Annotated in this window: 21 protein-coding genes; 5 read left to right on the top strand and 16 right to left on the bottom strand. The window is 43.9% G+C overall.

What is annotated here, in order from left to right; genetic code table 11:
• The first annotated feature begins 116 nt into the window (after positions 1-116).
• Positions 117-1241: an NAD(P)/FAD-dependent oxidoreductase gene (locus tag GJU40_RS14110; protein WP_154308715.1), complete on the top strand. Its 1125-nt coding sequence runs from the start codon at positions 117-119 to the stop codon at positions 1239-1241.
• A complete protein-coding gene (locus tag GJU40_RS14105; RefSeq protein ID WP_154308714.1) occupies positions 1235-2887 on the top strand; it encodes a nucleoside recognition domain-containing protein in 1653 nt (550 codons plus the stop codon). Before GJU40_RS14110 ends, GJU40_RS14105 begins: the two co-directional genes overlap by 7 nt.
• A gap of 118 nt (positions 2888-3005) precedes the next feature.
• On the opposite strand, the gene GJU40_RS14100 is transcribed toward GJU40_RS14105, so the two are convergent.
• The 8 genes from GJU40_RS14100 to GJU40_RS14065 all read right to left on the bottom strand — a co-directional run bounded on the left by GJU40_RS14100 (position 3006) and on the right by GJU40_RS14065 (position 12553).
• A complete protein-coding gene (locus GJU40_RS14100; protein WP_154308713.1) occupies positions 3006-3839 on the bottom strand; it encodes a sugar phosphate isomerase/epimerase family protein in 834 nt (277 codons plus the stop codon).
• A gap of 18 nt (positions 3840-3857) precedes the next feature.
• Complete coding sequence (locus tag GJU40_RS14095; RefSeq protein ID WP_154308712.1) at positions 3858-4817, bottom strand: DUF6005 family protein; 960 nt, start codon at positions 4815-4817, stop codon at positions 3858-3860.
• Positions 4818-5084, bottom strand: coding sequence for a phosphopantetheine-binding protein (locus GJU40_RS14090; protein ID WP_170289418.1), 267 nt, complete (start codon positions 5082-5084; stop codon positions 4818-4820).
• Entirely contained in the window at positions 5081-6316 is a 1236-nt protein-coding gene (locus GJU40_RS14085) for an AMP-binding protein (protein WP_154308744.1), read from the bottom strand. The genes GJU40_RS14090 and GJU40_RS14085 overlap by 4 nt, the downstream gene beginning before the upstream one ends.
• A complete protein-coding gene (locus tag GJU40_RS14080) occupies positions 6313-8028 on the bottom strand; it encodes an IucA/IucC family protein (protein WP_170289417.1) in 1716 nt (571 codons plus the stop codon). The genes GJU40_RS14085 and GJU40_RS14080 overlap by 4 nt, the downstream gene beginning before the upstream one ends.
• Positions 7973-9814, bottom strand: coding sequence for an IucA/IucC family protein (locus GJU40_RS14075; protein ID WP_154308710.1), 1842 nt, complete (start codon positions 9812-9814; stop codon positions 7973-7975). The genes GJU40_RS14080 and GJU40_RS14075 overlap by 56 nt, the downstream gene beginning before the upstream one ends.
• A gap of 99 nt (positions 9815-9913) precedes the next feature.
• Complete coding sequence (locus tag GJU40_RS14070; protein ID WP_154308709.1) at positions 9914-10900, bottom strand: ABC transporter substrate-binding protein; 987 nt, start codon at positions 10898-10900, stop codon at positions 9914-9916.
• 108 nt (positions 10901-11008) lie between these two features.
• Positions 11009-12553, bottom strand: a complete 1545-nt coding sequence (locus GJU40_RS14065; protein WP_154308708.1) for an AraC family transcriptional regulator — start codon at positions 12551-12553, stop codon at positions 11009-11011.
• Positions 12554-12676: 123 nt separating this feature from the next.
• Between GJU40_RS14065 and GJU40_RS14060 the strand changes: the two genes are divergently transcribed.
• The 3 genes from GJU40_RS14060 to GJU40_RS14050 all read left to right on the top strand — a co-directional run bounded on the left by GJU40_RS14060 (position 12677) and on the right by GJU40_RS14050 (position 15099).
• Positions 12677-13693, top strand: a complete 1017-nt coding sequence (locus GJU40_RS14060; protein WP_154308707.1) for a FecCD family ABC transporter permease — start codon at positions 12677-12679, stop codon at positions 13691-13693.
• Complete coding sequence (locus GJU40_RS14055) at positions 13693-14727, top strand: FecCD family ABC transporter permease (protein ID WP_154308706.1); 1035 nt, start codon at positions 13693-13695, stop codon at positions 14725-14727. The genes GJU40_RS14060 and GJU40_RS14055 overlap by 1 nt, the downstream gene beginning before the upstream one ends.
• Before the next feature lie 144 nt (positions 14728-14871).
• A complete protein-coding gene (locus GJU40_RS14050) occupies positions 14872-15099 on the top strand; it encodes a hypothetical protein (RefSeq protein WP_154308705.1) in 228 nt (75 codons plus the stop codon).
• 126 nt (positions 15100-15225) lie between these two features.
• On the opposite strand, the gene GJU40_RS14045 is transcribed toward GJU40_RS14050, so the two are convergent.
• The 8 genes from GJU40_RS14045 to GJU40_RS21375 all read right to left on the bottom strand — a co-directional run bounded on the left by GJU40_RS14045 (position 15226) and on the right by GJU40_RS21375 (position 21810).
• A complete protein-coding gene (locus tag GJU40_RS14045; RefSeq protein ID WP_154308704.1) occupies positions 15226-16008 on the bottom strand; it encodes a PhzF family phenazine biosynthesis protein in 783 nt (260 codons plus the stop codon).
• A gap of 110 nt (positions 16009-16118) precedes the next feature.
• Positions 16119-16451 (bottom strand): antibiotic biosynthesis monooxygenase family protein, encoded by a 333-nt coding sequence (locus GJU40_RS14040; protein ID WP_154308703.1) that lies wholly within the window; start codon positions 16449-16451, stop codon positions 16119-16121.
• Positions 16452-17242: 791 nt separating this feature from the next.
• Positions 17243-18055: an STAS domain-containing protein gene (locus GJU40_RS14035; RefSeq protein ID WP_154308702.1), complete on the bottom strand. Its 813-nt coding sequence runs from the start codon at positions 18053-18055 to the stop codon at positions 17243-17245.
• 90 nt (positions 18056-18145) lie between these two features.
• Positions 18146-18982 (bottom strand): TVP38/TMEM64 family protein, encoded by an 837-nt coding sequence (locus GJU40_RS14030; protein ID WP_154308701.1) that lies wholly within the window; start codon positions 18980-18982, stop codon positions 18146-18148.
• Positions 18983-20035: a sensor histidine kinase gene (locus tag GJU40_RS14025; RefSeq protein ID WP_154308699.1), complete on the bottom strand. Its 1053-nt coding sequence runs from the start codon at positions 20033-20035 to the stop codon at positions 18983-18985.
• Complete coding sequence (locus GJU40_RS14020; RefSeq protein ID WP_154308697.1) at positions 20032-20715, bottom strand: response regulator transcription factor; 684 nt, start codon at positions 20713-20715, stop codon at positions 20032-20034. The genes GJU40_RS14025 and GJU40_RS14020 overlap by 4 nt, the downstream gene beginning before the upstream one ends.
• A 75-nt stretch (positions 20716-20790) precedes the next feature.
• Positions 20791-21297 carry a DUF3231 family protein gene (locus tag GJU40_RS21380; protein ID WP_343031562.1) on the bottom strand — a complete coding sequence of 169 codons (507 nt, stop codon included), beginning with the start codon at positions 21295-21297 and terminating at the stop codon, positions 20791-20793.
• Positions 21298-21306: 9 nt separating this feature from the next.
• A complete protein-coding gene (locus GJU40_RS21375) occupies positions 21307-21810 on the bottom strand; it encodes a DUF3231 family protein (RefSeq protein ID WP_343031561.1) in 504 nt (167 codons plus the stop codon).
• Between the last annotated feature and the right edge of the window lie 124 nt (positions 21811-21934).

The following is a 21934-nucleotide window of genomic DNA, read 5'->3' as shown; positions in this document are numbered from 1 at the left end:
TGATTTAATACTTTACAAATCGTAACCTTTACGATTAAGATTGTATACACAGAAGGTTGAAAATGCAAGACATGCTTCCTGGAAGCAATTATTTATAGATAAAGGAAAGATGTTATATGAAACAGCACACAACTATTACAATTGTCGGTGCCGGCCCTGCTGGTATCGGAATGGGTATCCTTCTTAAAAAGCTGGGTATCGATGATTTTCTTATACTTGAAGGAAATCAGGTCGGCTCAACGTTTTATCAGTGGCCCGATGAAATGAAACTCATTACCCCCTCTTTTACAGGACACGGCTTTGGCTTGCTGGATTTGAATGCAATTGCCCCGGAAACTTCACCTGCTTATACATACCAAAAAGAGCACTTGTCAGGTAAAGAGTACGGAGAATACCTTGAAATGCTGGCTGATCATTATGAACTGCCAATCTATGAAGAAGCTATGGTCACCAGTGTACTGAAGCAAAGGGAAAGCTTTCAGCTGACTATTAATGGTGAAGAAACCATTTCTTCCACCTTTCTCATTTGGGCTGCAGGAGAATTTCAATTTCCTTCAGCAGCGGGCATTAGGGGAAGCAACCATTGTATTCATAGTAGTAAGATTTCATCATGGAAGGAACTTAAAGGAGAGGAATTTGTAATCATAGGAGGATATGAAAGCGGCATAGATGCGGCTTATCACCTCGTCAATAATGGGAAAAGAGTGACTCTGCTGTCCCGTTCTGCTTCCTGGAGTTCTTCTGATGCTGATCCGAGCCGGAGTTTGTCACCTTATACAAAAGAGAGGTTACAAACTATAGAAAATTCTACGCTTTTACGTTTGGTTGACGGTGCAGAAGTGGCAGAAGTAGAAAAGGAGAACGAAGAGGGCTATCATATCAGGTTAACTTCAGGAGATGTTTATACAGCTGCTGCCAAGCCGATTCTTGCAACAGGCTTTCAATCAGGAGCAATGCAGCTAAAGGACATGTTCGAATGGGATGGCGAAAACGTCCCTCGTTTAACTGATAAAGATGAATCTTCTATCACAGATAATTTATTTCTAGCAGGCCCAAATGTAAAGCACAAAAATGTGATATTTTGTTTCATTTATAAATTCCGCCAGCGTTTTGCTGTTGTTGCCAAGGAAATATCAGAGCGGGCACAAATACCGATCGACTCTGCTGTACTGGAAATCTACAGCCGAAACAACATGCTTCTTGAGGATTTATCGTGCTGTGAGGTCAAGTGCGAATGCTGACGAATCCTTCCAGCCCCGGCAGAATACTTCTGCTGGGGTTTGAATCTTCAGGCAAAAGCACCTTATTTTCAAGACTGGCCGGCCGCCCTGTCTCTCATCAGACAAATGTCAAAGGCTCCACTTATTCTGTGAACGAATACCGCAAGGATCATTTCATCTTCATAGATGCCCCCGGTTTGCAGGAAGATCCCTCTCTTGCAAGCAAGATAACAAGCAATGAACTGAGTAAAGCAGACAGCTTGATTCTTGTGATTCGGGGCACTTCTTTTACAGAAGAGCTTGAAAGGCTTTCCCCTTTGCTTGATTCAGCAAATAAAAAGGGCGCTTTGATTGTTACACATGCTGATAAAATGAGGACGGAAGATATAAAAGCGATTAAAAGAGCATCTTCTTCAGGAAATTTGCCTGTATACCTTGTTGACAGCAGACAAGCTTCAAGCTCACTTTTAAACAGGATAGAGCAGTCTCTGTTTACAGCTCCTTCTCTAAACAGCAGCATGCTTCAATCACTGTTGAAGCTGAATATAAGCAGGGTGGAACCTGCTGCTTTGTTTTTTGAGAAAAAAATCAGCGGCCCAATGTTTGCATTATGCTTTCTTATCCTCATGTACCTTTTGCCCGTGGCTGCAGCATTCCAGCTATCCAGTTTCATTGAGGAGCCGGCGGAAAGATATATCCTGGATCCCTTATCAAGAGTAATGAGCGGCTCTCCTTTCATTTTTACCGAGATGATGCTCGGTGACTACGGTTTGCTGTCTCTCGGTTTGTACTCTTTTATTTGGGCGTTTCCTGTTGTTTTATTGATTAGCGTAAGCTCAAGCATTACCGAAGATATGGGTATAAAAGACAGAATTGCAGATACTCTCGACCCTGTTTTAAGAAAGGCAGGGCTGCAAGGCAGAGACCTCATCCCTATTTTGTCAGGTTTCGGCTGCAATGTGGTTGCGGTGTTTCAAAGCAGAGGGTGCAGTTTCTGTACAAGAAAACAATGTGTTTCTCTCATATCATTTGGTTCGGCCTGCAGCTACCAGATTGGTGCGACATTATCCGTTTTTAACGCTGCCCAAAAACCATGGATGTTTTTTCCCTATCTGCTGCTTCTTTTATTTGGAAGCATCATTCATTCCAGGCTCTGGTACAGAAATGCTCATCAGCAGCTCCCGCCCTTTCTCCATAGAAAAAGTTTTATCCAGTTTCCTACTTTCAGGGGAATCTGCTACAAGCTTGTTATGGAGATTAAGCAGTTTCTTCAGCAGGCCATGCCTGTGTTTTTGATGATATGCCTTGCTGCAGGCTTTTTAAACTATCTTGGTATCTTAGAATCTTTGTCATACTTCGTTGCTCCGCTACTTGGACTATTGGGACTTCCTGCAGAAGGGGCTGCGGGGATCATCTTTTCAGCCATACGAAAGGATGGCATTCTGCTCTTTAATGAAGGGAGCGGCTCTTTGCTGGCCTCCATGACGGGAATTCAAATACTTTTATTGGTCTTTCTCGCATCAACACTTTCTGCCTGCTCTGTCACATTATGGACAATAGCGAAAGAGCTTGGCTGGAGAACCGCGGTCATGATGATCCTTCGTCAGCTTGCAACCTCTCTATTATGCACGGTATTGATATATGGAGTGTGGAGCCTTTTCGGATGATCATGCTTTCATCTTTTGCTGCGGTGGAGAGTACTTGTTTTCTTTTACGAAAACAGAAAAGGTGCTTCAAAGAACATGTGTCACGCGTTCTTTGAAGCACCTTTTTTAATCGCGGCATTCAGCTGTTGAAATAAACACTTTCGGAAAGCTTATGGAACAGCTTTGCATCATTTGCCAGTACGTTCTCTACATCTGCGCCAAACCATTCAAGAGAGATATCTGTTCCCTTTACAGCAGGCAGCATGTCATACAGAAACCCTTGGTAGTCCACAGCTCCTTCAAACAGCGGCACCATACCTTCCCTGCTGCCGGAAGGGGCATACACATTTTGCGGATGAAAAACATGCAGCTGTTCTCTGCCTGCTATGTTCTTAAAATGATAGTGTTGAATGCAGGGCAGCAGCAGGCGTGCTGCCTCTGCAGGTTCTGCTCCTCCCTCCCAAACATGCAGAACATCAAAATTGATTTTCAATGTATCATGATTCACCTCTTCTAACAGCTGAAGCGTTGAAGACAGTGAATCTGCTAAGGTATTGGGATGAGTTTCAATCAGCAGCTGCTGACCTGCTTCTTCTGCATGCCGGCAGAGCAGCTTCAGCGTGCTGATAATCTCAGTTCTTTCTTCACGGCTGATATGACCGCTCCCGCAATGACCGGCAAAGATGCGGAGCTTATTGGTTTCATAATTTCTACCCAAATTAGAAAGAGACTGAAATGCTTTGTGTACATTATCATACGGTGTGTGAAGGGGAAGGTAATGGCTGAGCATAGAAACGCTCAGCCCTTTTTCTTTCAGCATGCTCATATGACAGCCTGAGGTTTCAGCAAGCTGTTTTGCATGAGCACCCCACAATTCAATTCCCTGAAATTGGTTTCTTACAGCGAAATTGCTGATGTCCTCCAGTGAAGTTAAATGATGCCGGAATGAAATGGTACAAAGTGATAAGTTCATGATGCTTTTTTCCTCCGTTTAAGCAGTATGAATGGTGCACCATTGCTCAAAAGCTGCAGAAAGTGCTCCCTTTATTTTCTTCTCAAGCTGATGCTGCAGATCCAGCAAAGCTTCCACAGCTTCCTTGTCAGCCCTAAGCCCTGTCTGGGCAAATTTCATCGCTTTATACTGAATAACAGAATAGTTTTTAACAAGCTTTTCTATTTCAGTACACCAGTCTTCAAATTCGCTTTCCTCCCACCTCATATGATCCCAAAAATAAGCAAATGCATGCTCATAGGCATATTTTCGAATGGCGAGGACAGGAATTTGTTTCAGGGCTTCTTTCAGTTCTTTTCTTTCCAGTACACCGTTATCTGAAGAGAAAGCCTTAAAAATCCTCCCAATTCCCTCGGTAAAAGGGTTGTGGTCCCTTTTAAAACAGGTTCTAAAGTAGGCTTCCACTGTTTGAACAGAAGGAACCTGAATGTTCTCAGTATCAAAGTAAAATCCTCCTGAAACCGCGTGAGAAGCAGCGGCTTCAAGTATCTCGGTTTTCTTCAATTCCCCTTCCCAGCGAAAATCGGGATCCAGCATCAGCCATGTATCTTCTTTTTCCGTTCTTTCCAGCATGACATAATGAGGAAAAGGAGCTTGATGAAATTTATTCTCCCGTTGTGGCAGCATGGCCAAATCCAGCATAACCATGATCCAGCGTTGATCTGGCTTATATTTTACAAGCTGCTCCAAGCGGGTCATATTTTCTTTCTTAGACTCATTTTTTCGGTACCATTCTTCAAGCTTTATTCCGTATAAAAGTTCATACCAATCCCTGAAAAATTGATGAGTGATGAATTCGGAATGATAATTCAGTCTGTAATTATCGGTAACATAAAAATCTGAATCCCATACGCCAAAATAGTAGGGACGATGATCCGCATTTCTGTCTCTTTTAATGGCTTCACATACGCAGCTCACAAAACAGTGGACTTTAATCATTTACATGTCCCCTTCATGTACTTTCAATGATTCCAAAAACAGGATGAGGGAACCTACAGTTTTAAAATTCTCAGGATGCAATCTGTCATCAGGTATGGAAAAGCCGTATTGCAGTTCCAGTGCCAGTATCAGCTCAAGCAGCATCACTGAGTCTATATACAAGTCCTCATTCAGCCTGCTGTCCACGGAGTAATTTTCCAGCGTGTTCAGCTCAAGCTCCTCTTTCATCATAGCAAATATGGCTTCATTGATTTCCGCTCTGTTCATAACACCATTTCCCCCAGACGTTTTCTGTTAAGCTTTCCGTTCGCTGATGTTTGAATGGCTTCTACAATATGTATGTCAACAGGAATCTGATGAGCTTGAAGGTTTTGGCGGCACCATTCCCGCAGTTTTTCCTCTTGCAGGGGGCCGTTTACCACAACTTGTGCACAAACCCTTTCCCCTGCCAGCTTGTCTGCCTTTTTATAAACTGCCGCCTCTACGATCCCTTCTGCTTCAAGAAGAATTGCTTCCACTTCCTGCGGGTAAACATTCAATCCCGCTACATTAATCATGTCGTCCATTCTTGAAAGAAAGCAAAGTACGCCGTCTTCTCTTACATATCCCCAATCTCTCGTATGCAAGATGCTCCCGCTGCTTTCCACCAGGATTTCACCCGGCTCTTCCATACTCTTCCCAGCTGATACAGCAAGGTGGGGAAGAGGCAGACCCATTTCTTCTGCAGAGCAGGCAATTCCTGCAGCAATGCACCCTGCTTCTGAACATCCATATTGCTGAAGTACAAGGTGCGTTTTTTCTTTTAACAGCTTCAGCTGCCGCTCAGTCAGCATCGCACCCGAAGACATAACTGCATATAGACTCTCAGTGCTCTTTAACAGCCTGACTACAGTAAAGAGCAGCACGGGAGATGCATAGAGTAAATGTTCACGCTGCTCCTTCAGCTTTTTCAGTAAATACTTTGGATTTTTCTCAGTAATAATCAGGGGCTGAGATCCTCTGCGGAGTGCAGAAAAGACACCGCTGATTAAACCGAAAGAATGGGTGACAGGACAGGCAATAACAGGCTGAAGATTTTCTTTCAGCGGAAAATGTTCATTGTAGCTGTCAATTTCCGTCTCTATCGCATTCCAGCTTCTTTCAATACATTTTGGTTCACCTGTTGTACCTGAACTAAAGCCCACAAGCTGACCGCTTTTCCCCTTCTTCTTTTGCTGAAATTCTGTTGGAGAAATCTGTGATTGATAGAATAACAAATCCGCAGAAGCACGGTCAGCGAGCCGGACTGCTGCTTCAGGAGGCGAGGAAGCCGGGATGGGAATCAGCGTTCCTCCCTTGCTTCTAATAAAAAAGGCAGCGGCAAGAAACAGGAAAGCGTCCTCCAGACAGACTGCCAGTCTTTTACTCCCGCAATCTCTCCAGAATGAGTTTTCCTCCAGAATTTCAAACTGCGTTTCAAAATCTTCAAGATTATAGTAAGTATCATTTATAAACATCATCTTTTCTGCCTTCCTTTCTTCCATGAAAAAAACGGGTTGTTAACAAGGTGGCGGCATTCTTCCTCCTTTTTGCCGCACAGCCTTTTTTTCAGCAGAGATTCTGCAAAGATTTTTTCCTTGTCAAATTCCAGCAATTCATGGCGGCTTTTTAAATCATAGTATTCCACGTGTTCTTCAATCAGGTCGGAAACCATGTTCCAAAAACGATTTTCACTCATACAGCCTTCAGCTTCCAGCACATAAGACAGCTCACTTAAATGGAAAACAAACAAGGTATCCATCACCAGTTCCCGAAGTGCTTCAACATTTGCCATGCGGTAATACTTGCCGTCAGGTGCATGCCTGTAGTAACTGTTACTTGTCTCAAATTCCGGCAGTACTCCATTTGCTAAAAATTCCGCTGTATACTCTACACTTTCATGAAAATCTCTTAAAATGACACCGGCAGGCCAGCCGTTTTCATGGATAAGCACCATATTTTGAGCATGTGCTTCCACGGCAGCTCCATGTGCAGCCAGCAGATGCCACACTGGCAGGACAGCTGTTTTGATAAATTGCATCATCCATTCTTCTGTACCGTACATAGTCAGCCAGTCTTTTAAAAATAAGCTCTCATCCCGTTCCCTTGAGTACAAAGCTGTGAAGGGTGCTGCAGACTGTTTTTCTTGCAGCTTTGCCCTGACACTCTCCCTCCAGATAACACCCAGCTGCCCCTCTGCTTCCCTCTCCGTTCCCCGATTGTAAGGGCAGTATACAGCACCGGCATATTCGCGGAGAAGGAGCATTCTTTTCTTTAAATAAGGATCAGAATTTACCAGATTTTGAAGCCAGTCTGACACTTCAGGAGCTGTATAAACAGAATGTACAGGCAGCGTACGCAGTGAAGACGTATTTCTCATATTCATAGACAGTTTGATATGTGCTCGTTCCGGATTTTCCACGCAGAATAATGTTCTGACAGAAGTTGTGGCCCTGTATAATGGACCTGCTTCACCCAGCCAAAGAATATGTTTTTTCTCCAGAGCTTCTTTTAACAAAGAATACTTGATATTTTCCCACTGCCATGGATGCACGGGCAGTAAAGTGTATTTCTCAGTATCTTTTGTCAGCGCTGACAGCTTGCCGGTCAGCATCTGGTACAGCTCGCTGCCGAGCTCTTTCTTCCAAAAAGCTGTTTCTTCACAAGGGAGAGCCAGGTGGCACTGATCTCTTCTAACAGCCAGCCATCCAAGTGCAAAGCTGCTTTTATGTTCAGGTCCATACATAACAGAATCCTCAAGCGAGAAGCCACTTCGAGATTTAAAGCAGGGATGATAGCGATGACCCTCATCTATTTCTGCTTCCAGCTCTTCATAACTCAAGGTGCTTCTGTGTTTTCTTTCTAGTTGAAGGGTGTGATTCGTGAATTTGACTGTTTGCTCCAATTCTGCTGCCACTTCTGAATAGATTTCATCATTTCCTGATATCTCCTTCAGCAGATCATGAATATCAGCCTCTTCCTTCTTGCCTTTCTTTACAACAAAAATCCCTTTCTCATCCAGCCTGATCCTGTCCCATGCCGATCTTTTACCTGTAAAGAGATACGTGTGCTTTCCATAGAGAATAAATTCTTCCCCCCGCTCCTCATAAGGGAGAAGTTCCTCAAACAGCAGTGCTTCAGCCAGCTGTCTGCGCACCCTGCTCTCTGCTTGAGAGGAGATGTTTTTTTTCATGCAGCAAAGCCTCCTTTTCATTCCTATACAGGGGGTTATTCACTTCCCTGTAAACTGCCTGCTCCAGCTCAGCCTCCAATTCATCTATCTCATAAAAACTCGTCAATAAATTGGCTTTCACCCGAAGCTTTGGCTGATTCAGCACATATGCAACAACATCTTTTCCGCTTGCCTTCAAGACTGTACTCAGTTTATCCAGTCTGCATTGCAGCCAGGATATCAGGACCTCTTCCTCTATGACATCTTCAGCTCCGAGCCGGTGAAGTATTGAAAAAATCTGGTTAAAGAATAAATAGTATGAAAACCTTTCTTTAATCACAGACTCGTTGTAAAACAACTCCTGAAGTTCCGCTAACGAAGGCTCCATTGCCACAAGCTTGTTCCTGCAGCGCTCAGACAGGTAGTATCCCTGATTATCCCTGTAGTAAAAGGTATGCGGCAGGTAATCCCTGCATTCAATCACGCTGTTTTGCTGATGAGCTTCGAGTGCAATACCCCAGCAGTCGTAAAGCTCCAGCAGCGGCTTCACACAGCGGTCAAAGTAGGATTGAAACCAAAGCATGCCCGCCTCTTTGAGGGATAGGTGCCTTTTTTCAGCCAGAAGCTGCACTGTTTGATACAGCCTGGATTTATGGCCCGGAAGCGGCTGCTGTACCAGTGCAGCGACACAGCAGACACTGTTCACGTGTGAGTGGCGAAATGGGTTTTCCCTGATAATTACTTCAAATCCGGATTCTTTCATTCCCGGAAACATGATTGTAAGAAAGGCGGGATCATCCATCATTTTGAACGAAGGATGGCTTGATAAAAAAGGGATCTTCTTCCTGAGCTTTGTCATTGCTAATCCTGCATAGCATTCTGAAAGCTTATTGTTTCTAAGAGAATTCGTAAGTTTTACAGGTATAGAAAACTTCAGCATAAAGTCTTTATCTTCTGCGTATACGGTCCTGACTGATGAAGTAGGGAAAAACTCTCTTCCCTGCGGCCCTATGTTTATGAGCGTTCCCTCCCTCAATGCATTTTTCACGTACTCCTGCTGCAGCAGCCATTGTGCCTGAAGGGGATGGACCGGAACTGCACAATAGCCGCTCGGGCATGCAGAACCCATATTTTCCTGGAACCATGATGTTGGCCGACCTTGCAGCAGAGATACTTCCTTCACAGAAGAATTCTCTGCCAAAAAGAAATGGAGCTGAAAACTGCCTTGAAGTTCAGGAGCAAAACGTTCCTGCTGCCAATCAGCCATACCCTGCCGGCTTTTGGGAGAAGGATGCATCCAGTGTCCGAACAGCAGAGATTGCTCTGTTTCAATAAAGCTTGCCTTTGGGGAATACAGTCTGAATGCATCTTTTTCTCTTTGCTCAACATATTTTTCAATACATCTGCTGCTGTCCAGCACCCTTGACAGCAGATCACTGTAAGCTTCCCCTCTGCTACCTTGCAAATCTTCACCACTTTGTCCAAGCTGCAGTTCTTGTATCAGTGAGACAATTACACACAGTTTATTACTCTGATGCCATACTTCCTCCTTACAATCGTACTGAAACACGCTAGCAAATCTGCTGCAGCCTGTGAGCGATTTATAGGAAACTGAAACCGCGAACACCTTTTCTTGAAGAGGAAGGAACAGCTGTAGAATTTCTTCTCCAGATATGAGGGCAGATGGTTTGTTTTTCAATAACCACTCATTTCTGGCAAACCATTCTCCTCTATTAATCTCTCTGATATAACTGTTTAAAAATGCCTCGAAAGCAGCATTTTCTGCAATTTGTTTAGAAAGCAGCACATTTTTTCTTCCTTTCTAGAACTTTGTGCTTAGTAAATGAGAACCATTCTCATTCATGAATAAGAAAAAAACGAGTTCTCCTCGTTTTTTCCTAATGGTTCAGTTTTTTACTAGCAGCTCTTTGATTTCCTCAAGACCTTTTTGACGCTCGATCGGATCCCAGAAGCCCCATGTTGTTGTTAACGTATGGACATTTCCGTTTTTCACCGCATTCAGGCTGTTCCATACTTCACCGCTTGTAACAGAGTCATAAAACTCACCGCTGTTGAAGTACGTTACATCAATGATGTGATCTGGATTATAATTTGCCAGACCTTCTATTGAAATGTTTTCTCCAAAATCCTCAGGAATATTTTCAGCAGGCTTCAGCCCGATATCATCAAATAACAGCGCATTGGTTGCGTGGTTGTTTCTTCCATACACTCTGATATCTTTTTTGTTAATTGACACTGCCATAAATGTTTCTTCTCCGACCTTTTCACGGATGGAAGCACCTATCTCTTCTGCTTCTTTTTCCAGATCTTCTATAACCTTTTCACCTTCATCAAGTTTTCCTACAGCTTCTGCCACTTTGAGGTGATCTTCCTTCCAATCTCCTCCCACTTCAACAACTACTGTTGGAATGGTTTTGGAAAGCTGATCATAAAGCGGCTTATAGCGGTCGCTTATGATTAAAAGATCAGGGTCAAGCTTTAAAATTTCTTCAGAATTTATTTCATCTGCATATGGAAGAGCTGTCACTCCTTGAAGCTCTTCAGTCAGATGAGGAGGAAATTCATTATCATAAGCCATAACTGCATATGGCTTTACGCCGACTGATACAAGTGAGCCTTCCCATGATACATGGGAGAGCAATACAACTTTCTTCGGTTCTGCAGGCACTTCTGCTTTGCCAAATAAATGCTCTACTGTTCTTGTTTCCTCTGTTTCTTCTTCTGTTGCTGCCGGCTCTTCCCCGCCCTGTTCTTCAGTTGCAGCTTGCTGTTCCTCTCCACTTTCTTCTGTACCGCTGTTTGTTGTATTACCGCATGCTGATACCATCAGCAGAAGAAGTAATAGTATCAAAGGAGCAAGTAACTTTTTCATATTTTATCTCTCCTTAATTAGTAATGAAACTCATTCTCAATGATAGCGGTGATACATTGTACAGAACATGGCTTTTTCTTCCCTTTTGCATGGACAAATTTATCTTTTTTATACCTTCAGCAATTCCCTGCCTTGAAAATATTGCTCAAGATCCCTGATCATTACCTTTCGGCCAAGTGGTCCCCATGGATCCCAGCAATGGCTACTAGGCATATAAAGGTTCCCATTGCGTACCGCGCTGATCTCTTTCCACAGAAGATGATTCCCGGCTTTTAGGATGTCACTTTCATTGCTCCAGAGAAACAAAATATTTTCAGGGTTGATGGAGGCTAACTCCTCAATTGAAACAGCTTTATATGTTTCCTCAGGAAGGTTTTCTGCAGGCTGAAGGCCAAGACCATCAAAGAGCAATTCCAGAAGAGCATGATTCCTGGTCCCATAGAGACGCAGTTCATCACGTCTTGCCCAGATGACTGCCCAGCCCTCCCTCTGCTTTTGGTGAAGAAGCCTGTTCTTCAGCTTTCTCTCCAACGCTTCTATCTCAAACTCTATTTCTGCCACTTTTTCTTTTCGTCCCGTTAAAATGCTGATCTCTCTTAAATATCCCTTCCATGATGTGTGAAAAGGCATAGTATATACTTCATTTCTGTGGCTCCAGACCGGCGACTGCTCCCGCTCCAGATGGGCGTCCGTTTTGATAACAAGATCAGGACTTGTTCCAGCTACCTGCTTTAAGCAGAAGGCTCTTTCTGCATTCAAAAGCAAGGATCCCTCCATGTGTTCGGCAAGATGACCTGGAAGCCCTTTGCCGCCGGGATAGATACTTGGATAAGCAGGTGCTGCGACGGGCTGGATACCCAATGACAGAAGGTGATCCTGCAGAAACAGCTGGCTCACAACGGCTATGCGGGGCTGAGCCCGTTTCATAAAAACAGAAGGAGGTGTTCCTTCTCTCTTTTTAAACAATCTGCTGAAATAAAACTCATCCTGCAATCCGATCCGGTACGCAACCTCTTTTGCAGTAATATCTTTTTCCTGCAGCAGCATCGTTTTTGCAGCGGCAATCCTCACATTGTTCATATAATCCTTAGGAGACATGCCCGTCTTCTTTTTAAACGCCCTGGAAAAAGAAGTAGGTGTCATTCCAAACCGCTCTGCAAGCTCCGCGACAGAACTGGGAGCAGTCATGTCTCTCTCCATATAATCCAGAACTTCTTCCATATCCGATATTTGGGGACTTGCTGTTAACATTGCAAGGAGAGCCCAGAGAGCTGCTTGAAAAGAGCAGGAATGGCAAATATCCCCTGCTCCACTTTTGCGGAGCATCTCTTCCCAATACGGTGTCGTTTTTGCTGGAGGGCAGCTGCTGAGGGGAACTCCTGCCAGAGCTGTCAGTGATTCCAGAGCTGGAACATCACCCTGCCAGCTGAGTACGTAGCCTTGCAGCGGCTGAGCGGAGCCAGGGAAGAGAAAAGCTTTCCCCGTCACCCATTTCCCCTCCCCTTCTCTCAGTCTAGTTCTCTTGTCTGCCATTTCCAGATGTCCTGATCCGGCAGAAATATATAGTAAACTGTATTCACTGTGGCTGTTCACATGTTCTCCTCTTCCTTCATGCAAAGTGAATTTGGAGGTTTTCACAAGTTGGTCTATCATCTTTTTCCACCTTTTCTAGTTTATGTACAGAAATTGAGTTGACAAAGCCTCTTCTTCAGAGGTAGATTTAAAAAGTGAAAATGATTCTCATTATCTATTATAATATTAAAGGATGAAGTAGTCATGGTTGTTTTATCTCATATAAAAAGAAAAGGCAGCTTGTTCATTTGGGCATCTTCCTCACTAGCTGCCGTTTTCCTGTGTTTTGCTCTTTCCATCAGCCTTGGTGCTGTGCCTGTCCCTCTTCAGGTCATCGCTGAAGCTTTTTACAGCTTTAATCCCCAGCTTATGGAGCATCAGCTTATAAAGGAGGTTCGCCTTCCGCGGGCATTATCGGCAGCATTAACAGGAGCAGCCCTCGCTGTCACAGGCACAATCATGCAGGGCATGACCAGAAATCCGCTGGCTGATCCTTCCATCATCGGCATTACGCAGGGAGCTGGACTTGCGATCGCAATTTATCTTGCATTCTTTTCGTCCGGATCCTACTGGATTCTTCTCGCATGGTCTTTTCTTGGTTCTGCTGCAGCCGCATCTGCGATCATGGCCTTTACTGTCCTGTCTAAGGACCAGCTTTCTCCTGTCTCACTCACCCTTGCAGGAGCTGCTCTTGGGACCCTGTTTTCTGCTCTTTCCACAGGGATTGCCCTGTATTTTCAAGTCTCCCAGGATATTAGCTTTTGGTTTGCCGGAGGGCTGTCAGGAGTAAAGTGGCAGCATGTATACATACTTTTTCCTGTCACAATGCTGGGGCTTGGGCTCTCCCTTATCATCAGCAGATCACTGACCATCCTTTCTTTAGGAGACGAAATTGCTGCCGGCCTGGGCGAATCCAAGAAAAACACGCGGATCATCGGTTTGATAGCAGTCATTCTTCTCTCAGGCGCCGCAGTAGCCATTGCTGGTGCTATCGGCTTTATCGGCTTGGTGGTCCCTCATATTGTCCGTTCCATAGTTGGTGCAGATTACAGAATTCTTCTTCCTTTTAGTGCAGTGGCAGGCGCTTTTCTGCTGCTGCTGGCCGACATAGGTGCGCGAATGATCAATCCGCCATTTGAAACACCTGTCAGCGCCATTACCGCTTTAATAGGTGTACCGTTCTTTCTTTGGTTATCTCGCCGGGGAGGGAGGAGCTTATAATGGAATGGAAACAAGCACTGATTTCTGCAAAATATTGGCTTATTGGTTTTTTGTTATTTATCTTTACGATTTTCATAATCAGCCTTTCTACAGGCGTGATGCCTGTAGGTCCCAGCGAAATTCTGGCGGTACTGCAAGGCAGCGGCACAGCTAAGCAGGAGCTTGTCTTATATCAGCTCCGCCTGCCCAGAATGGTCATTGCAATGCTGATTGGGGCGGGACTTGCTGTATCGGGGGCTATCCTTCAGGGAATATCAAGAAATTCTCTGGCTGATCCCGGAATTATCGGCATCAATGCGGGTGCCGGGCTGGCCGTCGTTTTCATCATATTTATCACACAGGGAGGAAGCGGCTCAGGCCTTCTGCTCAGCCCATTTCTTCTGCCAGTTTTTGCTTTTGGAGGTGCTTTGCTGATTGCCGGCCTGATTTATGCATTTTCATGGAAAAACGGAATTGAACCAAATCGGCTGCTCCTGATGGGGCTTGGTTTTAACGCGCTTTGCGGTGCACTTCTTATCATCCTTCAGCTAAAGATGGACCCGAGAGATTTTCAGCAGGCTGCCATCTGGCTGACAGGCAGCATCTGGGGAACTCAATGGAAATATGTATGGGCGCTCCTACCGTGGATCGCCATTTTGCTGCCTCTTGTGTTTTTTAAAGGAAGAGCCTTGAATGTATTGCAGCTAAAAGAACCGCTTCCAGCTGCTTTGGGCCTTCATGTTGAAAGACAGCGCCGGACGCTCCTGTGCCTGTCAGCCGCACTGGCAGGTTCTTGTGTATCAGTAGGCGGAGGAATCTCCTTTATTGGCCTATTGGCTCCCCATCTCGCCAGAAGACTGACAGGACCCAATTATTTCAGCCTGCTGCCCATGTCAGCCATGATTGGAGCAGCCATTCTTCTTTTTTCAGATATGATTGGAAGAAACCTGCTTGCACCGGCCGACATACCCATCGGCATTGTGGTATCTGTGATAGGAGCACCTTACTTTATTTACATGCTGCTAACGAGAAAAGGTCACGGTCTTGATGCTTAAAGCATATTTTTAGAAATACACAAAAAATCCCCCTCAGCAGCGGCTGTAGGGGATTTTTTCGGGATGAATGTTAGTTTGCAGCAGGCTGATTAAGAGGAATTGAATCTCGGGCAGCGAATAGACATATCAAAAAGGGGGAACGTTATGGGGAATATAGACAAAAGAAACCGGCTGGATGAACAGCCCTTCAGTTACAAAGTTGCTAAAAATCAATCTGTTTTTCTTTTTTATAAGAACAAGCAGATTAAGATTTTGAAAGGCAGTGAAGCTGGGAAACTTGTATCCCGCATAAGTACTGCCGCTGATGAAAAGGAAGTACAGCTGCTTCTCGCCAAAGCAACAGGGCATTTTAAGCATGGAAATGAAGGTTGATGTGCTGCGCAATTGTCATGATAAAATAAAAAGCCCTGCAGAGAATATTAATTTTATTTGGCTTAAAATTACACACAAAAAATCCCTTTCAGCAGCTGCTGAAAGGGGATGATTCAAATATAAATGTCAGCTCTCTATCATAATTTCTCCTACAGAATACAAAGCAGCTTTTCCGGCAATTTTAACCCTTTCCCCTTGAAGGCTGCAGAATAGCCTGCCTCCTCGTGTAGACAGCTGTCTGGCAGATAACTCCTTCTTACCAAGCTGGTTTGACCAATATGGAATCAGGCTGCAGTGCAGGGAACCGGTTACGGGATCCTCATTAATATTCAGTTTTGGAAAGTAAGCACGCGATACAAAATCAACTTCGTTTCCTGCTGCAGTCACACAGACTCCAAGCCCATCCGGCAGCTTCTTTAATTGATCAAAATCAGGACAAAGATTCTTCACAGCATCCTCTGACTTCAGTACAAGAATCAGATCTCTATTCAGGTATGCCTCTTCCGGCCTAACTCCAAGCGCTTTCTCCATAACATCTGTAATCGGAACTTCCTTGGAGCTCATGGCCGGAAAGTCCAGCTCATACAGTTCTCCTCTTTTGTTCACAATCAATATTCCGCTTTTGGTCAAAAATTCTACAGTCTCTTTTTCACCTTCTATAAAATTCAAGATAACAAAAGCAGCTGCCAGTGTCGCATGACCGCACAAATCTATTTCACCGCCGGGAGTAAACCACCTGAGTCCATATCTTTCTCCTTCCCTTACCGCGAATGCTGTTTCGGAAAGATTATTCTCAATCGCTATGTTCTGCATCAATTGCTCAGAAATCCAATCTTCCAAAATCATAACCCCTGCTGGATTTCCTTCAAAAATTCTCTCAGCGAATGCATCCACCACATAGTACTTCATTCTTTTTCACCCCCTTATGTCAGGCAGCCTTTAAGGTTAGGCCTGCAAAAGCGCTTTCCAGTAGTAATTTCTTGTATCTTTTCCTTGTTTTGTGGAAGCTGAACTCTTTTCTATATTATTTCACTACCCTTAAATGTTTTCGAACCCATCACATGATATGTATCCTGCTTGCTGTCCAGGATGAACTCCGGCTGTGGAACGCCTCTTCTGGCTTTATGCCCTGCCAGATGAACATCACTCGTTTCCCATGCTTTCCACGCCTCTTCTGATTCCCAGCGAATCATCACAACGACTTCCTCATCTCCACGTCTCTGTTTCTTCTTCATAACATGTAAATCAACAAAGCCGAGCTGCTGTTCAATGATTCCTTCCCCTGCAAATCTTTCTGTCATTCTCTCTGCATGTCCTTCTAAAACAGTAATGGTTTTCAGCTGTATAAACATGTACTCTCCTCCTTTTGTTACTCCCATATATTATAATTGATAATGAGAATTAATTTCAATTATAGTTTCTGTCATTTTCTAAGAAATGGTTACCCGAATGCTGGTTTGAAAGAGCTTTTGGGGGCTAGCATTTAAATTGCCTGACACTCTTCCCGTGAAACGAAGTGTGAAACAAGATTCTTCGGGTGGTGCCTGGCACTGTTCGCCCCTCTCCACCGTGAAACAAGCCGTGAAACAAGATTATTCGGGTGGTGCCTGGCACTGTTCGCACCTCTCCACCGTGAAACAGGTCGTGAAACAAGATTCTTCGGGTGGTGCCTGGCACTGTTCGCCCCTCTCCACCGTGAAACAAACCGTGAAACAAGATCTTTCGGGTGGTGCCTGGCACTGTTCGCCCCTCTCCACCGTGAAAAAAGCTGTGAAACGAGATTTTTCGGGTGGTGCCTGGCACTGTTCGCCCCTCTTTACTGAAACAAGCCGTGTAACGAGATTTTTCGGGTGGTGCCTGGCACTGTTCGCTTTATCTCCACCGTGAAACAGGCTGTGAAACAAGATTCTTCGGGTGGTGCCTGGCACTGTTCGCCCCTCTCTACCGTGAAACAGGTCGTGAAACAAGATTCTTCGGGTGGTGCCTGGCACTGTTCGCCCTGTGAAACAAGATTTTTCGGGTGGTGCCTGGCACTGTTCGCCTTTCCGGGTGGTGCCTGGCACTGTTCGCCCCTCTCCACCGTTCACCAGCCACCCACACCAAAAAAATGCCCGAAAGCACAGCTTTCGGACACCTTCATCATTTATAACGCCTTAATGGCTTCTCGAACATTTGCATATATTTTATGGCTGGAAAAGTCGATTCCTCCATGAATCACTTTTGTCGCCAGCTCAGGTCTGATTCCTGTAAAGATCACGTTAATGCCCAAGAGACGCAGTACATTATATAAATTAAATATATGACTAGCTACATCTGTATCAATCGTGACAATTCCTGAGAAATCAAGGATTAAGCAGTTCACTTCAAGGTGAGGCAGCTCAGGCACCACTTTATTCAGCAAATGCTCAGCCCGATCAGTGTCAATTTTCCCAATCAGCGGCAGTATTGCGATTCCTTCCTGAATGGGCACGACTGGTGAGGCAAGCTCGCGAATTTTTTCCTGAGCCTCTTTCAGGTTGAAATCTGTTCTGGCTTCATATGCAAAAACAGTTTCATTTATACTGAGGTCAAGCAAATGATTGATTCTTTTCAGGATCAACACAATTTCATCTGACGTGAGATCAAACTGCTTGCCAAGATTAAGGACAAAATCGGAAAAAACCATTCTTGTATCCGGGTATCTTATAAATATATCAGAAATTTTGGCATTGGACGCAGCAGCCCGTTCTCCGTTGCCTTTGCTCCATCTTTGAAGCGTTTCAGGCACAGAATTTTCAGTACAATTTATAGATTCTCCAAGAAAAAATAAAAATTCACTATACATTCTCTTTGCTGATTCTACTTCTGCCTGCGGAACTTCAAAAGGAAACCGCTCGACAATCTCTTCTGTTACATCCCCCGCTAATATCTCACAATGTTCAATCAAATAGGATGCTACCTTTGACAAAGCTGTCATTTAACACTGCCCCATTCATCATTTCTTTTTCTTTATTCTCCCATTCTATTTTATCTTGAAAAAAACAACCAGACAAGCATATTTTAGGCTCTATCCTTGGGACCTGAAGTTTCTCTTATAGTAGGTTGTGCCCAGGTATCCCGCTGAAAAGACGACAAATACCAGAAGCAGCAATTCAGTTGTCCCTATGTTAAATACAGATGCGAGAATAGTAGAATAAGCTAATGAAAATGATGTGACCACTTTAGAAAGAAAGGCAATCGGAATAAGCTTTGAAGCAGATATGCCGCTCAAACCAGCTCCAATGCAAATGACTTCATCCGGCAGCAGAGGAAAAATAAATAGCAAAATTAAAATCAGCGTTTCGTTCTTTCTCACATAATAATGATAGCGCTCTATCTTTTCCTTCTCAACAATTTTCCTTATAAGAGGCTCTCCTCCAAACCGGGCTGCATAAAACATAACGATAATTCCCAATGTTGTACCTGTTAAGGAAAGGATGGAAGCCGCTAAGGGCCCGAGCACTGCACTGCCTGCTATAACAGTTATTGCTTCTGGAAAAGGAAGAGCTATGGGCTGAAGAAAGCAGATTGCAAAAAAAATATAGTGGGCTGCCGCACCGTTTTGTTCCAGGAAAGCCTGCAGGCCAGTCTCCCTGATAGCTGCAGCAAACTCCACTACCTTTAAAACACCTGCGCTGGCAAACGCGAAAATAAAGTAGCTGAAAATCAGTTTCTTGAATTTGGATACTGGTAATGTTTTTTTCGGTGAATACATGCCGGATACCATTAAAAGCGATAGCAAAGCCAGCGATATTCCCACAGCACTCAGCGGCACCGTGAGTAGATCCGGCAGACTCGCCAGACAGATGATCAACAGTGTGATCATCATGGCGAATCCTGCTAATTTTAACATTTGTTTTCCCATTTAATCACCTGCCAGTAGTTCAATATGAATGGTCAGTAATTTATGTTGATAGTCAGCATGCATTCTGCCATTGTGCAGTTCAATTATTCTTTTAGATATAGCAAGGCCGAGTCCCGCCCCTTCCGAATGCCTTGAAGTATCCGTCCTGTAAAAACGTTCAAACAGGATGTTAGGGTCTCTTTCAGAAAAATCCGCTGCGGAATTGGTAAAGGCTATGTGAACATAAGCTGCGTCACGATATGCACTGATTTTCAAGTTTGATGGAGCATCACTGTATTTAAGGGCGTTTGAGAATAACTGATCAAATACCCTGACGAGTTTCTCCACATCAATAAACAAATTCAGACCTTCCGAGAGTGAAAGCTCAATAGAAATGTTTCTGTTTTCAAAAATAGGCACATACTCTCCGCTCATTTGAGTTAGAATCCCTGAAACGTCTACCATGGATTGATTCAAAACCATATCAGGACTGCTGAGTCTTGTATATTCGAATAATTCATTCACAAGGTTTTTTAACTCTATTGTTTTTCCATATGTTGTTTCAATATACTCAGCCAGCTGCTCTTCATGATGATATTCCTGATTTCGCAGCAGTTCCAAATACCCGATAATGGAGGTTAAGGGTGTACGAACATCATGTGATACATTTGTGATTAATTCATTCTTTGACTGTTGAAGCTTTCTTTCGCTTTCAAACTGCTCCTTCAGCTTTTGTGACATGATATTAATGCTGCCCGATAGCTGTGCAAGCTCGTCCTGTCCTTTTACCGGCACCTGAAAACCAAGATCTCCTTCAGCAATGCTGCGTACGGCCTCTGTCATTTGCTGTAAATATTTCAAGCGATGCCGAATTAACAGAAGAAAGCTGACGATAAAAGTAGCAATGACTGAAAATAAAAATAAAAAAGTTAACGTGTTGTACTGCCATACAGTAACGCCTTCATCCAGCCTGTAATATTCAACGATCATTCTTACCAAAGCGGCCATAACACCGAAAGAGAGAAAAAAACTAAGGGTAATTACGGCCAGCAGCTTAAAGCTCAGCTTTTTCATATTTTATAGCCTGCTCCCCAAATGGTTTTAATGTAGATGGGCTGCTTAGGCACAGGTTCAATCTTTTCTCTGATTTTTGTAATATGAACCATCACGGTATTATCAGATTGAAAGTATCTCTCTTTCCAAATGCTTTCATATATTCTTTGTATACTTAACACATTTCCTCTGTTTTTCGCCAGAAGTTCCAGAATATCAAACTCCTTTGGCGTCAGTCTGACTTCGTTTCCATCAGACCAAACCTGCCGTGTCTGGGCATTGATTTTCAGCGCGCCAATTTCAAAAACAGCCTGCTGCTCACCTGCCGATGGATTATACTTTTTATACCTTCGCAGCTGTGACTTTACCCTTGCCATCAGCTCCAATGGATTAAAAGGTTTGCTGAGATAATCATCAGCACCTGCAGCAAGCCCCTGTATTTTATCCATATCTTCCGACTTAGCGGAGAGCATAATAATCGGCATTTCCCGCTCTTCTCGAATCTTCAGGCAAGCTTGTATTCCGTCCATTTTGGGCATCATGATATCCAAGATAATCAAGTCAACACTCTCTTTTTCCAGCACTGCCAATGCTTCAAAGCCGCTGCCTGCCTGCAGGGAACGATAGCCGTCATTATGAAGGTAAATAGAAATTAAGTTGCGGATCTGCTCATCATCATCCACTATCAGTATGCTGGTCATGGCAGCAGCCTCCTTTTTTCTTAAGCTAATGGTAATAGCATACACGAAAATTCTAATGAATTTATAAAGATTTTCTTAAGAATCCTTAATTTTATCCGATAGAAAAAACCCTCGTACATGCTCGAGGGCTGCGAATATAAACTTTTGTATTAGATTTACCCTGTCTTCCATTTGAGGGGGCTCCTCCATCCAACCTTTTTCTGCCATTATCTTTCCGCCTTCCTGTCCGTATGTCAGGATGTCTTTTGCTGTTGAAATCAATGAGAGCGGAAGATCGGTGCGCAGGCTGAATGCGGTCCCGAGTGCATTGCTTCCAAGTCCAAAGCTGCAAAAAAGGCTGGTGCAGTACATCATCAGCTTATCAGAGAATGGAGCCGCTGTGGATGCTGTTGGTTTGGCGCTGATACTGGAAGGGACCGAGATATCGCTTTCGAGTAGGATCTTGCTGTAGTCGGAGACAATTTTTTTAGAGAGCTTCTTGCCTTTCACAAAGTACTTTTTTACATCTGGATCTTTGGCACACTGTGCAAATCCCGTCATAAGCTGCATGCCGAAGATATTTGTTTCTATTGCATAGTACAGATGCGCAACTTACACAGTATTAAGAACTCTTTTTTGATTAAAAGGATTTAGGCCGCTCAAATATTTGGTACTGTCCACAAATTCAACACTGTATTCCGGAGTGACCAAAGGCGGTCTTGAAAGGGCGCTGTGCTCTGACAAATAATCCATGCAATCTGTAAAAACCCCTTGTGTAAAACGTGACAAATCCTTGTAAAGCTCTATCATATCCGACCTATAGGACATATTTAGATGAAGTGTGTGCAGGCCCATGCTTATTTCTTTTAATAAGCGAAGAAACAGGATATCAAAATGAAAATCATATAATTTTTCCGCCCCAATATGAACATCCTGCTCCGTAAAGCCGACAGGCACTGCTGCCCCTTCCTCCAAAAGAATACTTTCAATCAGTATGATATAACCATCTATTTCATTCTTTGCAGAAGTCATTATTTCCTTAGCTTGAGGATGATCAGCCACGTTTATTAAATATTCCAGTACCCTTTTCGTTAAGGTTTTCTGCTGAAAGGTCATCCTTGAACTACCCGCCACTTAACTGCTCTTGCGAGCTGTTTGAAGTGGGGGATTCCTAAGAACACCAGCGTAACCGCTAGTTATGGATTAGGCTATCCCGTTGCACCGACGGTTAGAAGCCTTA

Origin of the sequence: Metabacillus lacus, assembly GCF_009674805.1 — a bacterium.
Lineage (GTDB): Bacteria > Bacillota > Bacilli > Bacillales > Bacillaceae > Metabacillus_C > Metabacillus_C lacus.
This window is presented reverse-complemented; position numbering and strand designations above follow the sequence as displayed.

Bases quoted from the DNA above. Each gene is read 5' to 3' on its own strand.
- GJU40_RS14110 (WP_154308715.1), top strand. From the start codon at position 117: ATGAAACAGCACACAACTATTACAATTGTCGGTGCCGGCCCTGCTGGT.
- GJU40_RS14105 (WP_154308714.1), top strand. From the start codon at position 1,235: ATGCTGACGAATCCTTCCAGCCCCGGCAGAATACTTCTGCTGGGGTTT.
- GJU40_RS14100 (WP_154308713.1), bottom strand. From the start codon at position 3,839: ATGAACTTATCACTTTGTACCATTTCATTCCGGCATCATTTAACTTCA.
- GJU40_RS14095 (WP_154308712.1), bottom strand. From the start codon at position 4,817: ATGATTAAAGTCCACTGTTTTGTGAGCTGCGTATGTGAAGCCATTAAA.
- GJU40_RS14090 (WP_170289418.1), bottom strand. From the start codon at position 5,084: ATGAACAGAGCGGAAATCAATGAAGCCATATTTGCTATGATGAAAGAG.
- GJU40_RS14085 (WP_154308744.1), bottom strand. From the start codon at position 6,316: ATGATGTTTATAAATGATACTTACTATAATCTTGAAGATTTTGAAACG.
- GJU40_RS14080 (WP_170289417.1), bottom strand. From the start codon at position 8,028: ATGAAAAAAAACATCTCCTCTCAAGCAGAGAGCAGGGTGCGCAGACAG.
- GJU40_RS14070 (WP_154308709.1), bottom strand. From the start codon at position 10,900: ATGAAAAAGTTACTTGCTCCTTTGATACTATTACTTCTTCTGCTGATG.
- GJU40_RS14065 (WP_154308708.1), bottom strand. From the start codon at position 12,553: ATGATAGACCAACTTGTGAAAACCTCCAAATTCACTTTGCATGAAGGA.
- GJU40_RS14060 (WP_154308707.1), top strand. From the start codon at position 12,677: ATGGTTGTTTTATCTCATATAAAAAGAAAAGGCAGCTTGTTCATTTGG.
- GJU40_RS14055 (WP_154308706.1), top strand. From the start codon at position 13,693: ATGGAATGGAAACAAGCACTGATTTCTGCAAAATATTGGCTTATTGGT.
- GJU40_RS14050 (WP_154308705.1), top strand. From the start codon at position 14,872: ATGGGGAATATAGACAAAAGAAACCGGCTGGATGAACAGCCCTTCAGT.
- GJU40_RS14045 (WP_154308704.1), bottom strand. From the start codon at position 16,008: ATGAAGTACTATGTGGTGGATGCATTCGCTGAGAGAATTTTTGAAGGA.
- GJU40_RS14040 (WP_154308703.1), bottom strand. From the start codon at position 16,451: ATGTTTATACAGCTGAAAACCATTACTGTTTTAGAAGGACATGCAGAG.
- GJU40_RS14035 (WP_154308702.1), bottom strand. From the start codon at position 18,055: ATGACAGCTTTGTCAAAGGTAGCATCCTATTTGATTGAACATTGTGAG.
- GJU40_RS14030 (WP_154308701.1), bottom strand. From the start codon at position 18,982: ATGGGAAAACAAATGTTAAAATTAGCAGGATTCGCCATGATGATCACA.
- GJU40_RS14025 (WP_154308699.1), bottom strand. From the start codon at position 20,035: ATGAAAAAGCTGAGCTTTAAGCTGCTGGCCGTAATTACCCTTAGTTTT.
- GJU40_RS14020 (WP_154308697.1), bottom strand. From the start codon at position 20,715: ATGACCAGCATACTGATAGTGGATGATGATGAGCAGATCCGCAACTTA.
- GJU40_RS21375 (WP_343031561.1), bottom strand. From the start codon at position 21,810: ATGACCTTTCAGCAGAAAACCTTAACGAAAAGGGTACTGGAATATTTA.